Genomic DNA, 14,520 nt, shown 5'->3' with positions numbered 1-14,520 from the left:
AGGCTCCCCAGCAGCAACAGGAACCCCACCCCGAAAAGGTGGGGTTTCTGCGTTTACGGCGCTGGACTGACCGGGGCGCGGGCTCTGGGTCAAAGGCGCAGATGGAGTGCGGTCGCAGGCCACCCGGTCGCGCCCCGCAACGCGCAACGCATGCCGCATCAGCGCACCTGGCGCTCACCCATCTCATCCCCGCGGCGAACCGAACGCCAGCCCGTTCGCGGCCTGTGCGCCTTCCTGAATTCCGTAGTCAGAGAACTTCACCGCCTTGCTTCAACTTCGCTTGCATCGCACGCATCAGCGCAAACCTGGCGGATGATCAGCCATCTATTGTTGCCCAGTCCGCTAGTCAGGGCCTTCAAGTGAACTTCCCACAGATGGGAATCTGACGCCACAATATGACATTCTTGTGACCGTTAAACTTCAATAGCCTGAACGTAAGGCCCTGATACGCAAACAAAAAATTAACGGGTTAACCTTCTTTCGATTGGCCGCGATATGCTCAGGCATTTCGTTCCAATCCAGTCTGCGCATACCGAAGATTGGAATCACGGCATATCCGCCGGAATTTCATCTTCACCCGCCATATGGCCGGATGCCGATTCGGCACGGGAAGCAAACGCTGAACGACATATGAAATCTGACCTGCTATTGCAAACCTACGGTGCCGATTCGTCCGGCATGGTATGCGGCTTCCTTTTTTCCTCGACCCATGCCGGGCGGCCGATCGATGCGGACCAGGTCCTCGAATGGCTTCGTGAGCGAGACGAGCGCGGTGAGGCGAAAGAGGCCGGCGAGTTTCTCTGGCTTCATTTCAATCTGGCGCACAGCGCGAGCGAGCGCTGGATGAGAGCGCAACTCGACTTGCCGGAGGCCTTCTTCGAGGCGCTGCAGGAGGGTTCACACTCGACGCGTATCGAACACGCAGATGGCGCGCTACGCGCAGTCGTCAACGACGTCATGTTCAACCTCGAGTTCATTCCTTCTGAGATCGCGACGTTATGGATCTACGCGAATCAACGAATCATCGTTACCGCGCGCCTCAAGCCGCTGCGTTCGGTCGACCGTTTGCGCGCGTCGGTCAGGGAAGGGGAAATCTTCAGGTCACCTGCGGAATTGCTGGTTCATCTGATGCGCGACCAGGCTGACTTGCTGGTGCAGATTGTCCGGCGAACCAGCGCGGACGTCGACCGGATCGAGGACCGCTTCCTTTCGCAACGGCCGACACAGAACCGGCTCGACCTCGGCGCGATGCGTCGTATGCTGACACGGTTGCAACGCATGCTCGCACCGGAGCCTGGCGCGATCTTCCGTTTGCTCGCACGGCCGCCGCGCTGGCTTCAGCAAGAAGACGTGCAGGATCTGCGTGAATCGACGGAAGAGTTCTCCGTTGTTCTGTCCGATGTGGCCGGACTGATCGAGCGGGTCAGGCTGCTGCAGGAAGAAATCATCTCCCGGCTCGAAGAGCAGAACAACCGCACGCTGTTCACGCTGACGCTGGTGACTGTTCTGGCGATGCCAATCAATATCGTCGCGGGCTTCTTCGGCATGAACGTGGGGGGCATCCCGTTTGCGGAAAATCGCCACGGCTTCTGGGTGATGGTGTTCCTGGTCGCAGCCTTCACAGGACTGGCCGGGTGGTGGGCGTTTCGCCGGCGCAAGGAGCGATAGGAAGGGGTGGGTTCCCGCGCCCATGAAAGCGTGCGCGCGGCGCTTCCATCAACCGTCTCCGGCAGAAGAGCACGTAATAAGGGCACCTGCAGCGTCCTGCGGGCAGACCTTTCGTGCAAGTACGAGCGCCACGTGCATCATCGTCGTGAATGGACGCACAGGTGCCCGCAAGCACCGCGTGTTGCGTGCGAGTGGCCACGCAACACCTCGGCATGAACCCCATCGTGAGAAGCGGCAGACAAGAAAAGCTGCGAATGGAGGCCGAACACGGAGGTTCACGCCCGCGGTCAAACTCAATTTCTCTACCGCCTCTCAACGATTCAAGAGCAGCCGACAAGCAGCCTTATTCAAGCGCCGAAGTCGGCCCAAAAAACTCATAACGACTTTGCGACTCCGGCACACCAATTGCCTTGAGATGCTTCTTCACTGCCTTCATGAACGCGATCGGTCCGAGGAAATAGACGTCGACATCACGCGTCTGCGGCAACCATTTCGCAAGGCGTGTCTCGTCGAGATAGCCGATACCATGCGCGTCGGCATCGCCCGCTCGATGTTGCTCATAGCAATAGAAGCGCTTTAACTGCGGATAGCGCGCAGCCAATGCGTCGATCGCATCACGGAACGCATGGACTCCGCCATGGCGCGCTGAATGGATAAAGTGCACCGGACGATCAGTATTCAGCGCGGCTTGCAGCATCGCCAGCGTAGGCGTGATGCCCACGCCGCCGCTGATCAGCACCAATGGCTTGTCGGTATGTTCGAGCCTGAAATCGCCGGCCGGCGCGAACAGTTCTATTGCGTCGTTCTCGCTGACGCGCGTATGCAGGTAGTTCGACACCTTTCCGTTTGGTTCGCGCTTCACGCTGATGCGGTATTCCCGTCCGTTCGCCATGGCCGAAAGCGAATAATTGCGGCGCACTTCTTCGCCGTCGATGACCAACCGCGCGCCAATGTACTGCCCGGGATGAAACGCGAGCAACTCGCCGCCATCGTCAGGACGCAAATAGAACGACGTGATCTCATCGCTCTCACGCACTTTGCGCGCGACCCGGAACAGACGCGTGCCGCGCCATCCGCCGGGCGCCGCTTCCCGCTCGGCATAGACTTGTTCTTCGAGCCCGCTCAGCAGGTCGGCAAGTTGCTGGTAGGCAGCGGCCCATGCCGCAATGACCGCATCGGTTGCGATTTCCGCGCCGAGCACTTCGCGGATGGCTCGCAGCAGGCATTGCCCGACGATCGGATAGTGCTCTGGCAGGATATTCAGCGAGACGTGCTTGTTGATGATCTGCGCGACCAAGCCACTGAGCTGGTCGAGTTGATCGATATGACGTGCGTACATCAGCACGCCATTGGCCAACGCGCGCGGCTGCGCGCCGCTTGCCTGATTGGCCTGATTGAACATCGGGCGCACTTGCGGATAGTCGCGCAACATCAGGTTGTAGAAGTGCGTGGTCAGCGCCTCGCCTCCGCTTTCGAGCAGAGGAACAGTTGCTTTGACAATGGCGCGGTGTTCGGCGGAAAGCATAGGAAATCCTTGGGTGATGGGTTTTTCGGCTGATCTGCAACGGAGTCTTACTATCCACGATTCGTGCCAGGTATAAACTGTAGTTAAATCAACGATTTGGATATGAGAATGGTCGATTCGACCCTAGTCAAAAAGACTGCTGACGGAGTCAATCTGACTGCAGAGGCACTGCTCGACGCGCTAACGCCGCTGATCCTCGATCTATCGCGCGATCTGTCCGATCGCGAACGGTATCGCCGCCTGCTCAGCAGTCTGCGCACGCTGTTTCCGGGCGACGCCGCCGCGCTATTGCGTCTGGAAGGCGAAACGCTCGTGCCGCTGGCAATCGATGGCCTGAGCAGCGATACGCTCGGACGGCGCTTTCGGGTCGGCGATCATCCGCGCTTCGAACGGTTGCTGTCGCGGCCCGAGCCGACGCGCTTCGCGGCCGATTCCGATTTGCCTGACCCCTACGACGGCCTCGTGCAAGGCGTGCCCGGGAAGCTCGAAGTGCACGACTGCCTCGGCTGTCCGCTGTTCATTCGCGGTCGCCCTTGGGGCCTGCTTACGCTCGATGCCTTAGACCCCGCCCGCTTCGACGCAATCGACATGGCCTCGCTGCGGGCGTTTCTCGGCCTTGCCGCCGCGACGGTGAGTGTCGTGGAGCGGATCGACACGCTGGCCCGCAGCGGAGAAGAGGCGCGCCTTCGCGCTGAGGCTTACCGGCAGGCGAGCAGCCAGAGCCGGCGCGAGTTGATCGGCAGCAGCGATGCTCATCACCACATGATCAAGGAAATCGAGGTGGTCGCCGCCAGCGACCTGACCGTGCTGATCACGGGCGAAACCGGCGTCGGCAAGGAACTCGTAGCAAATGCGATCCACGCGTTGTCGCCGCGGGCGAACAAGCCACTGGTGAGTCTGAACTGCGCGGCGTTGCCGGACACGCTGGTCGAGAGCGAACTGTTCGGGCATGTGCGCGGCGCGTTCTCGGGCGCGTCGTCGGATCGGCGTGGCAAATTCGAACTCGCGGACGGCGGCACGATCTTTCTCGACGAGGTGGGCGAGCTGCCGCTCGCCGTGCAGGCCAAACTCTTACGCGTACTTCAGAACGGCCAGCTACAGAGAATTGGTTCGGATAACGAACATAAAGTGGACGTGCGGTTGATCACCGCGACGAATCGCGACCTCGCCGAAGAAGTGCGGGCGGGGCGGTTTCGGGCGGACTTTTATCATCGTCTGAGTGTCTACCCGTTGCGCGTGCCGCCCTTGCGCGAGCGAGGCCGCGACGTGCTGCTGCTGGCAGGCTTTTTTCTCGAAGAGAATCGCTCGCGGCTTGGCTTGCTGAGTCTGCGGCTGGCGGCGGACGCGCAGGCCGCGTTGTTGCGCTATCCGTGGCCGGGCAATGTGCGGGAACTCGAGCATCTGATCGGGCGCAGTGCGTTGAAGGCGCTGGCCGCCAATCGTGAGCATCGTCGGATTCTTACGCTGAGCGCCGTGGACTTCGCGCTGTCCGATACGCCACCGCACCGGGAAAAAAGCCCGGCACCCGCAGAGGTGACGCAGGAGAGCGGAGCGAAGGATTTTCGCAGCGCGGTGACGGAGTTCGAGCGTTCCATCGTGCTCGACGCGCTCGCACGCAACGAGCAGAATTGGGCGGCGGTCGCGCGTGAACTCGGGCTCGACAGGGCGAATCTGAATCGTCTGGCGAGGCGGCTTGGGCTTAAGTGAAGCACACGCTGAAACGACTCATTAGTCGATGACGCGAGCGCATCGACGTGCGCGCTTTTGCATTCCGTTCATGAAAGTCGGTCTCGTCCCGGATTGCCGTGCGTTCTACACGCTGCCGCGCGTTATCGGGCTGGCGCGCGCGAAAGAGTTCGTGTTCACGGCGCGCGAGATCCAGGCAGAAAAAGCGCAAGATACCATCGCCGCCTATCGCGCACGCGGCGCGAGCGTCGGGTCTGGGTCATCCGCAGCATAAGCCGATCGATCCGCGAACGCCGCGTCTGTTCCAACTCGCCGCGTAGAACGGCATGTCCGGCAAATGCGTGAGTCTGATGCAACCGATCGGCGTCGAGGCTGAGCGCGTCGCAAGTCGCTACCGATCACCGCACCTCGTGCGATCCGCCTCGTCGGTCATATCATGGAAGAAGGCGAGAAGCCGGTGGCGATCGAAATCTGGCAACGCATCGAAGACGAAGCGTCGGCGCATCTGCGCGAAGGCTGACCGTCAAAGGCCGGCGGGTAAACCCGGCGGCCAAGTTCGCCGCACGCCTTGAGCAAAACCGCCTTAAGCAAAGCCAAAGGCCCGATTCGGAAATGCAAACTTCGCGGAACGCAGCGCGTCGTTCATAGTAGGGCCCTATTATGAATGACGCGTATCCGGAGACTTCGCCCATGTCCGCGGCCTCAGAGAAACTCGACGACTGGCTCAACAAGGAGGCGGTGACCGAAGACGACATCACCGCCTTTCCGCTGACGGCGCTGGCCGCCACGCTCGATCGCGAAGAAAACGGCGCTACGGTGCCGCCGTTGTGGCACTGGCTGTACTTTCTGCCGGCCGCGCCGATGTCCGAAGTCGGCGCCGACGGTCATCCGAAGCGCGGCGGCTTCCTGCCGCCGGTGCCCCTGCCGCGCCGCATGTGGGCCGGCGGCCGGCTGACGTTTCATGCCCCGCTCAAAGTGGGCGAGCGCGCCACGCGCATCTCCACCATCGCCAATATCGAGGACAAGACCGGCCGTTCGGGCCGCCTCGTGTTCGTCACGGTGCAGCACACGATCGAAGCGGGCGGCGAACTGAAGATCGAGGAAGAGCACGACATCGTCTATCGCGACGCGCCGCAGGAAGGTGCGCGGCCGCAGCAACCGCAACTCGCTCCGCAAGGCGAAACGTGGCACCGCACGATCGACACCGACGCGGTGCTGCTGTTCCGCTATTCGGCGCTGACCTTCAATGGCCATCGCATTCACTACGACTACCCCTACGTCACGCAGATCGAAGGCTATCCGGGCCTCGTCGTTCACGGTCCGTTGATCGCGACGCTGCTGGTCGATCTCGTGCGCCGCGAACAGCCGGAGGCCACGCTGCAAAGCTTCGCGTTCAGGGCGCTGCGCCCCACGTTCGCCGGCCAGCCTTTCACCGTGTGCGGCCAACCCTCCGCCGACGGCAAAACGATCGAACTATGGGCCAAAGACCACGAAGGCTATCTGACCATGCGTGCAACGGCCACGTTGGCTTGAATACGGCCTGAACTCCACGAGATTCGACTATGCAAATGACGCAACAGGATTCGTTTCAGGACATTCGCGAAGCAGTGCGCGATCTGTGCCAGCAGTTTTCCGGCGAGTACTTCCGCAAGATCGACGAAGCACGCGGTTATCCGGAAGAGTTTGTCGACGCGCTCACCAAGGCCGGCTGGCTGGCCGCGCTGATTCCCCAGGAGTTTGGCGGTTCGGGGCTGGGGCTCACGGAAGCGTCGGTCATCATGGAAGAGATCAATCGCGCCGGCGGCAACTCGGGCGCGTGCCATGGCCAGATGTACAACATGGGCACGCTGCTGCGTCACGGCTCGCAAGAGCAGAAGCACAAGTATCTGCCGAAAATCGCATGCGGCGACTTGCGTTTGCAATCGATGGGGGTGACCGAGCCGAGCACCGGCACCGATACCACGAAGATCAAGACCACCGCCGAGCGGCGCGGCGACCGTTATGTGATCAACGGGCAGAAGGTGTGGATCTCGCGCGTGCAGCACTCCGACCTGATGATTCTGCTCGCGCGTACCACGCCGCTGTCCGATGTGAAGAAGAAGTCGGAAGGCATGTCGATCTTTATCGTCGATCTGCGCGAAGCGATCGGTCACGGCCTGACCGTGCAGCCGATCCTGAACATGGTCAATCACGAGACCAACGAACTGTTTTTCGATAACCTCGAAATTCCCGCGGAGAATCTGATCGGCGAGGAAGGGCAGGGCTTCAAATACATCCTCGACGGCTTGAACGCGGAGCGCACACTGATCGCCGCGGAATGCATCGGCGACGGTTACTGGTTCGTCGACAAGGTTACTGAGTACGCGAAAGAGCGCGTCGTGTTCGGCCGTCCGATCGGCCAGAACCAGGGCGTGCAATTCCCGATCGCGCGCTCGTTCATCAACGTCGAAGCGGCGAGTCTGATGCGCTTCGAAGCGGCGCGTCGTTTCGATGCGCATCAACCGTGCGGCGCGCAGGCGAACATGGCGAAGCTGCTCGCGGCCGACGCGTCGTGGGAAGCCGCCAACGCCTGCCTGCAATTTCACGGGGGTTTCGGCTTCGCGTGCGAATACGACGTGGAGCGTAAGTTCCGCGAAACGCGTCTGTACCAGGTCGCGCCGATTTCGACCAATCTGATTCTCTCTTACGTGGCCGAGCATATTCTCGGGCTGCCGCGTTCGTTCTGACATTCAGGCAGAAGGCAGACATAGACATGAGACCACTCGACGGTATCAAGGTCGTCACGCTCGAACATGCAATCGCTGCGCCGTTCTGCACGCGTCAACTCGCCGATCTCGGCGCACGGGTCATCAAGATCGAACGCCCCGGCGTCGGCGATTTCGCACGCGGCTACGACGAGCGCGTGCATGGACTGTCGTCGCATTTCGTCTGGACCAATCGCTCGAAAGAGAGTCTCGCGCTTGACCTGAAGCAGCCCGAAGCAGGGAAGATTCTCGGCGCGCTGGTCGCCGATGCCGATGTGCTGGTGCAGAACCTCGCGCCGGGCGCGGCGCAGCGGCTAGGTCTCGGCTACGAGGCGTTGAGCGCGAAGTCCCCGAAGCTGATCGTCTGCGACATATCTGGTTATGGTGCTGACGGTCCCTATCGCGACAAGAAGGCGTACGACCTGCTGATCCAGAGTGAATCCGGCTTTCTGTCGATCACCGGCTCACCTGGTGCGCCCGCCAAGGCAGGCTGCTCGATTGCGGACATCGCCGCCGGCATGTACGCGTATTCGAACATCCTCAGCGCATTGCTGTTGCGCGGCCGCACGGGGCGCGGCTGCCGCATCGACGTGTCGATGCTGGAAAGCATGGTCGAGTGGATGGGTTATCCGCTCTACTACGCGATCGACGGTCAGTCGCCGCCCGCACTGTCGGGCGCGGCGCACGCAACGATCTATCCGTACGGACCGTTCCCCGCCGGCGACGGCAAGACCGTGATGCTCGGTCTGCAAAACGAGCGCGAATGGAAGCTGTTTTGCGAGCGCGTGCTCGAACAACCGGAACTCGCCACCGACGAGCGCTTCGCGTCGAACTCCAAACGCACGTCCGCGCGCGAAGCATTGCGCGAGGTGATCGTCGCGGCGTTTGCGAAGCTGAGCGCCGCGCAGGTGATCGAGCGGCTCGATCAGGCCGGCATCGCCAATGCGCAGATGAACACGCTCGGCGACGTGTGGGCGCATCCGCAATTGAAGGCGCGCGAGCGTTGGCAGGAAGTCGGTACGGCGGCGGGCGCAGTACCTGCGCTGTTGCCGCCGGGTCTGCCTACCGACTTCGCACCGCGCATGGACCCGGTGCCCGCACTCGGTGAGCATACCGAAGCGATCCTGCGGGAACTCGGCTACGACAGCGCGCGCATCGATGCGCTGCGCGCGGCCGGTACGATCTGAAGCGTCTTTTCGCGCCGGCGTGTGGACGACGCCATGCCGGCAATCCGAACGAACCCCGAACGAACCGACTCCCGCACGCTCATGAACGATCATCCCAGTCTCACGCTTGCCACCTTCGCCGCGCAGCTCGACTTCGACAACATTCCGCACGCGGTGGTCGAGCGCACCGTCAACCTGTACGTCGACTGGCTCGGCTCGGCCCTGGCCGGTAAAGGGGCACGGCCTGTCGAAACCATTGCACGCTTCGCTCGCGAGGCAGCCGGCGCGACGCAGCACGGCCCGTGCGAAGTGTTGATCGACCGCAGCCGCACCACGCCGTATTTCGCGGCGATGATCAACGGCGCGGCATCGCACTTCGCCGAACAGGACGACGTGCACAACGGCTCGGTGTTTCATCCAGCGACGGTGGTGTTTCCGGTGGCGCTCGCGTTGGCTCAAGCCACGCATGCATCGGGGCGCGCTTTCATCGCGGCGGCGGTCGCCGGTTATGAAGTCGGTATCCGCATCGGTGAATTTATGGGCCGCTCGCACTACAAGGTATTTCACACCACAGGTACGGTCGGCACGATCGCGGCGGCAGCCACCGCCGGACGGCTGCTCGGTTTGTCGCCGACGCAGATGCTCGACGCGTTCGGTTCGGCCGGTACGCAAGCGAGCGGGCTGTGGGAGTTCCTGCGCGACGCCGCCGACTCGAAGCAATTGCACACGGCGATGGCCGCCGCCAACGGACTGATGGCCGCGCAACTCGCCGCCGACGGCTTCAAGGGCGCGACGCACATTCTCGAAGGGGCGAAGGGCATGGCGGCGGGCATGTCGAGCGACGCCGATCCGGCGCGCCTTGTCGACCGCCTGGGCAGCCGCTGGGCGACCGAGGAGACCTCGTTCAAGTATCACGCGGCGTGCCGTCATACGCATCCCGCCGCGGACGCACTGCTCGCCGTCGTGCAGGCACACCGTCTCGCACCACGCGATATAGCGAAGGTGGTTGCGCACGTGCATCAGGGCGCGATCGACGTGCTCGGCGCGGTCGTCACGCCGCGCACCGTGCATCAGGCGAAGTTCAACATGGGCACGGTGCTCGGGCTCGTGGCGCATCACGGTTATGCGGGCGTCACCGAATTCGAACAGGGCTTCGACGCGGATACGATCGCCGTGTTCCGCGACAACGTCACGATGGCCTTCGATGCCGAGGTCGATGCGGCCTACCCCGCGCGCTGGATCGGCAAGGTCACCGTGACGACCACCGATGGCCGCGTCCTCAACGGCCGCGTCGACGAACCGAAGGGCGATCCGGGCAACACGCTGTCGCGCGATGAAATCGCGAGCAAGCTGCATCGGCTGGCGGCATTCGCGGGCGCGGCCACCGAAGGCGAAGCGGCGCGTTTGCTCGGCAACGCGTGGCATATCGCGGAGCAGACGCGAGTCGGCTCGGTGTTCGAAGCGACATCGCACGCGACGGTGTCCGCATGAGCGCCGCACTGCCCCGTTCGTATCTGTTCGTGCCGGGCAACCGGCCCGAGCGCTTCGAGAAAGCGCACGCGGCCGGCGCGGACGCGGTGATCCTCGATCTCGAAGACGCCGTGCAGCCCGATGAAAAATTCATGGCGCGCGCGGCCGTGCTGGCCGCTGTATCGGACGGTGCATCACGGCCGGCGTGGGTGCGTGTCAACGGTTCGGATACCGTGTGGTTCGACGACGACGTTGCCACGCTCGCAATCCGGCCCGGCGTCGCGGGCATCGTGCTACCCAAAGCCGAGACGCGCGAGCAGATCGAGGCGGTGCTCGCGCACGCGCATCCGGGGTTGAGCGTGTTGCCGATTGTCGAGACCGCCCGAGGCTTCGCGAATCTCCCGGCGTTGTGCGCCGCGCCGCGCGTGCAGCGCATCGTGTTCGGCACGCTCGATTTCCAGATCGACCTCGGCATCGACGGCGATGCCGAGGAGTTGCATCCGTTCCGCTCGCAGATCGTGCTGGCCTCGCGGGTCGCAGGGATCGGCGCGCCGGTGGACGGGGTGTCGACGACCATCACCGACGCCGATGTTATCGAAGCCGACGCGCGGCGCGGCCGGCGCTTCGGTTTCGGCGGCAAGCTGTGCATTCATCCGAAGCAGATCGACGCGGTGCATCGCGCGTATGCGTGGAGCGAGGCCGAGCAGGCGTGGGCGCGGCGCGTGTTGGCGGCGGTGGAGACCAGCAACGGCGCGGCGGTAGCGGTGGACGGCAAGATGGTCGACATGCCCGTGATTCTGAAGGCTCGCAGGATCGCGGCGGATCGATAAGCCGTGTTCACGCGATTGGGCGGCAGGCTGTGTGTGCGAAACGGCGCGGTGCATGGATATGCGCCGCGCCGTTTCGCTTTGCTGCGGGCGGTGCTGTCCCCGTCGGATGCCGCCCCGCACCGGGCCGGAACCGTCTCACACCCTTAACCGCAACAAAACATCGGCTTCCAATAATGCCAATTCCCTCTCCACGCCGGCTGTCGCACTCTTAGCGCTACACGCACGGCGACATCAAGCCGTGCCATCCAGGACCCCGCGTCAGAGCCGTCGCATGCAAAAAGGCGGCCACGCGGAACTGTTTTGCGCAAGCGACCCAACCGCGTGCGGCCTCTCAGGAGACAAAGTTTGGCAACCGTCACAGTCAATTCCGGCGCACGGCTCGACCGCCTGCCCATCACCCGTTTCCACTGGAACATTCTTGGCCTGATCGGCGCGGGCGCTTTCCTCGACGCATTCGATATCTATCTGGCTAACGGCGCGCTCGCGGCGATGGTCAAGAGCGGCTTCACCGATTTGCGGCTCGGCTCATTTTTCATCTCCGCGACCTTCATGGGCATGATGATCGGCGCGGGTCTGTCCGGCTATCTCGGCGACCGCTTCGGCAGACGCTATTCGTATCAGGCGAACCTTGCGATCTTCGGCGTCGCGTCGCTTGCCGCGTGCTTTGCGCCGAACATTTACTGGCTGATCGTGCTGCGCTTCATCATGGGTGTGGGGCTGGGCGCCGAACTCGTGGTGGCGGCGGGCACGCTGTGCGAATTCGTACCACCCGCCACACGCGGACGCTGGACCGCGCTGCTCGCGCTGATCATCAACTCCGGTTTGCTCGGCGCGACCGCGATCGGCTACTGGGTGATTCCGCATCTCGGCTGGCGCTACATGTTCGCGATTGCGGGACTCGGTGCGCTGATCGTGTGGTTTCTGCGGCATCGGATGCCGGAGTCGCCGCGCTGGCTCGAAACGGTGGGGCGGCTCGACGAAGCCGAGGCCACGGTGTCGGCGATCGAGCGGCAAGTCGAGGCGCGCGTCGGCAAGTTGCCGCCGGTCGCACGCGTGGTCAGTCACGAGGTGCCGGCCGCGCCGTTCTCGGCGCTGTTCGCGCGCGGGATGATCGGCCGCACGCTGGTGGCGGCGCTGACCTGCATGGCGATCAACATGTCGCTGTATGGGTTCGTCGCGTGGCTGCCGACGTTCTTTGTGAAGGAAGGATTGACGATCGTGCAGTCGCTCGGCTTCGTGCTGCTGATGTCATTCGGTGCGCCGGCCGGTGCGGTGGTCGGTTATCTCGTGACCGACCGGCTTGGGCGTCGCAATGGCATCGTGCTGTTCTCGCTCGTGACGATTCTGCTCGGCTTCGTGTACGTGCAGATGCGCGCGCCGGCAGCGATCTCGGTCGTGGGCTTCGCGTTGGTGACGGCGATCTATACGGTCTGCACGCTTGGACTGTTCGGCTATATCCCGGAGCTATTCCCGACCGCGCATCGGTTGCGCGGAACCGGTGTCGCGGGCACGTGCGGACGCGCGGCCTCGATGTCCACGCCGTATGTCGCGCTGCTGCTCTATACGCGATTCGGCGTGACGGGTGTGCTGACGATGGTCGGCGGTGTGCTGCTTCTGCTCAGCGTCGCGATTCTGGCGCTGCGCATCGAGACCAGTCAGCAGACGCTGGAGGATATTTCGCCCGATGCCGACTTGACGCCGCGCGGGCAGTTGATGGAGAAGTCCGCGTAGCGGTGCGAGGGGAATGCGCGAAGGCCTGAAGACGGCATGGCGACTCGGGCCGTCAATTGCAACCGTGTTCTGCCGGACGAAATACGCCGACAGGATCGACTGGACGCAAGCGCCGCGCGATGCGATGCCTCGCTATCGCGCACGCTTGCCCGTTATGCCGAATGCTGCCCTGTTGTCGTGCGCGAGCGGCAAGTCCATATGGTCAGCAAACGCCCGGGGTTGTCGCGCCGTTCTCGCATTCGGCGAGCAATGACAGCAGTTTATCCAGCGCAAACGGCTTGCGAAGAAAGCCCTTCATGGGCAACGAGGGCGCTTCGCCGCTACCGCTCGTCAGAATGACGGGGACCGACGCGAGTCCACTCGTGGCCTGCATCGATTCGATCAGCTCGGCGCCATCCATGTTGGGCATGCGCCAGTCGCACACGACGGCGCTCACGCGCGTGCGTTGCAATCGTTCGAATGCTTCGACACCGTCCGCCGCCGTGGCCACTGTGTAGCCGCGGCCGACCAGTACGGCACGTAACGCGGACAATGCTTCGGGTTGATCATCCACGAGTAAAACGCGACTCATGATGCTTATGCCTGAAAAAATCGGGTTTAGGTGCGGTCGCCGAGAGCGCGTGGCGCTCTCGACGACCGGGAGTGCGAACCGGACGGTCGTGCTCGCCTCGGCCGGTGAGCCGCTTGAGTAAGCAAGAGGTGTGCCTGACGGTCGTGACGTGAGTACCTTAGACCGGGGTTGGCGTTGCGAGGGCGTGCCGTTGCGAGTTGTTCGAGCCCGACATGGGGGCTGCGTCACGCAATGCGCGCGGGCGTGGTGGAGAGTGCAACGGACCGATGCCGCGAACTGGGCACGACGCATGGCTACGCGAGGTAAGCGATTCAACCGTTACCGGTAATCGCGGGCATCCAGCACATGGGCTTTTGAAGTGGGAACGGCGTAAGCCAAAACGTTCTATCAACCAGGCGCGCCATCCAACACGCCGCGCCTGTTGCCTGCATCAGGCGACTTCACCCCCCAGTTCCGGCACGAGCGTGAACAGATCGCCCACCAGACCATAATCGGCGACGCTGAAAATCGGCGCTTCCGGGTCCTTGTTGATCGCGACGATCACCTTCGAGTCCTTCATGCCGGCCAGATGCTGGATCGCACCCGAGATGCCGACGGCCACGTACAGTTGCGGCGCGACGATCTTGCCGGTCTGGCCGACCTGATAGTCGTTCGGCACGAAGCCCGCATCGACTGCCGCGCGCGAGGCGCCCAGCGCCGCGTTCAGCTTGTCGGCCAGCGGCTCGAGCACCTTCGTGTAGTTCTCGCCATTGCCCAGACCCCGGCCACCCGAGACGATGATCTTCGCCGACGTCAGTTCCGGACGGTCCAGCTTCGTCACTTCACGGCTCACGAACTGCGAAACGCCTGCGTCTGCAGCGGCTTCGATCTTCTCCACCGTTGCGCTGCCGCCAACGGCCGCCACCGCGTCGAAACCGGTCGAGCGCACCGTGATGACCTTGATCGGATCGGCCGATTGCACCGTTGCGATGGCGTTGCCCGCATAGATCGGGCGCTCGAACGTGTCGGCGCTCTCCACGGCCGTGATGTCGCTGATCTGCGCGACGTCGAGTTTTGCGGCGATACGCGGCGTGATGTTCTTGCCGTAGGCGGTCGCCGGCGCGAGGATGTGCGTGTAGTTCTTCGCCGC

11 protein-coding genes and 1 pseudogene are annotated in these 14,520 nt (G+C 63.2%); 9 read left to right on the top strand and 3 right to left on the bottom strand.

All coding sequences use genetic code 11. The features are described 5' to 3' along the window. Nucleotides 1–630: 630 nt before the first annotated feature. On the top strand, nt 631–1,668 hold the full coding sequence (locus CIC12_RS32065; RefSeq protein WP_168670503.1) for a transporter: 1,038 nt from the start codon (nt 631–633) through the stop codon (nt 1,666–1,668). 343 nt (nt 1,669–2,011) lie between these two features. On the opposite strand, the gene hmpA is transcribed toward CIC12_RS32065, so the two are convergent. Further along, nucleotides 2,012–3,193 carry an NO-inducible flavohemoprotein gene (hmpA, locus tag CIC12_RS32060; protein ID WP_168670501.1) on the bottom strand — a complete coding sequence of 394 codons (1,182 nt, stop codon included), beginning with the start codon at nt 3,191–3,193 and terminating at the stop codon, nt 2,012–2,014. Between the two features lie 108 nt (nt 3,194–3,301). Between hmpA and norR the strand changes: the two genes are divergently transcribed. The 8 genes and pseudogenes from norR (at nt 3,302) to CIC12_RS32020 (ending at nt 12,820) form a co-directional block, all read left to right on the top strand. Continuing rightward, complete coding sequence (gene norR / locus CIC12_RS32055) at nt 3,302–4,900, top strand: nitric oxide reductase transcriptional regulator NorR (RefSeq protein WP_168670499.1); 1,599 nt, start codon at nt 3,302–3,304, stop codon at nt 4,898–4,900. Between the two features lie 46 nt (nt 4,901–4,946). Further along, nucleotides 4,947–5,093, top strand: a pseudogene (locus CIC12_RS33975) (enoyl-CoA hydratase/isomerase family protein); the annotation flags it as partial. A gap of 476 nt (nt 5,094–5,569) precedes the next feature. Further along, nucleotides 5,570–6,412, top strand: a complete 843-nt coding sequence (locus CIC12_RS32045) for an FAS1-like dehydratase domain-containing protein (RefSeq protein WP_168670495.1) — start codon at nt 5,570–5,572, stop codon at nt 6,410–6,412. Between the two features lie 29 nt (nt 6,413–6,441). Further along, on the top strand, nt 6,442–7,605 hold the full coding sequence (locus CIC12_RS32040) for an acyl-CoA dehydrogenase family protein (RefSeq protein WP_168670493.1): 1,164 nt from the start codon (nt 6,442–6,444) through the stop codon (nt 7,603–7,605). A 26-nt stretch (nt 7,606–7,631) separates the two neighbouring features. Beyond that, entirely contained in the window at nt 7,632–8,810 is a 1,179-nt protein-coding gene (locus CIC12_RS32035; RefSeq protein WP_168670491.1) for a CaiB/BaiF CoA transferase family protein, read from the top strand. 81 nt (nt 8,811–8,891) lie between these two features. Continuing rightward, nucleotides 8,892–10,280 carry an MmgE/PrpD family protein gene (locus tag CIC12_RS32030; protein ID WP_168670489.1) on the top strand — a complete coding sequence of 463 codons (1,389 nt, stop codon included), beginning with the start codon at nt 8,892–8,894 and terminating at the stop codon, nt 10,278–10,280. Then, nucleotides 10,277–11,089: an HpcH/HpaI aldolase/citrate lyase family protein gene (locus CIC12_RS32025; protein WP_168670487.1), complete on the top strand. Its 813-nt coding sequence runs from the start codon at nt 10,277–10,279 to the stop codon at nt 11,087–11,089. The genes CIC12_RS32030 and CIC12_RS32025 overlap by 4 nt, the downstream gene beginning before the upstream one ends. 345 nt (nt 11,090–11,434) lie before the next feature. After that, nucleotides 11,435–12,820 carry an MFS transporter gene (locus CIC12_RS32020; RefSeq protein ID WP_168670485.1) on the top strand — a complete coding sequence of 462 codons (1,386 nt, stop codon included), beginning with the start codon at nt 11,435–11,437 and terminating at the stop codon, nt 12,818–12,820. 202 nt (nt 12,821–13,022) lie between these two features. Here the strand turns inward: CIC12_RS32020 and CIC12_RS32015 are convergent, their stop codons facing one another. Together CIC12_RS32015 and CIC12_RS32010 are read right to left on the bottom strand one after the other, a co-directional pair. Further along, on the bottom strand, nt 13,023–13,391 hold the full coding sequence (locus tag CIC12_RS32015) for a response regulator (RefSeq protein WP_168670483.1): 369 nt from the start codon (nt 13,389–13,391) through the stop codon (nt 13,023–13,025). Nucleotides 13,392–13,821: 430 nt separating this feature from the next. Continuing rightward, nucleotides 13,822–14,520: electron transfer flavoprotein subunit alpha/FixB family protein (locus CIC12_RS32010; RefSeq protein ID WP_168670481.1), on the bottom strand; the 699-nt coding region annotated here is incomplete at its 5' end.

It is taken from the genome of Paraburkholderia sp. SG-MS1 (assembly GCF_012275575.1).
GTDB lineage: Bacteria > Pseudomonadota > Gammaproteobacteria > Burkholderiales > Burkholderiaceae > Paraburkholderia.
Note: the sequence above shows the minus strand (reverse complement) of the source record. Positions and strands in the feature narration are given on the sequence as shown.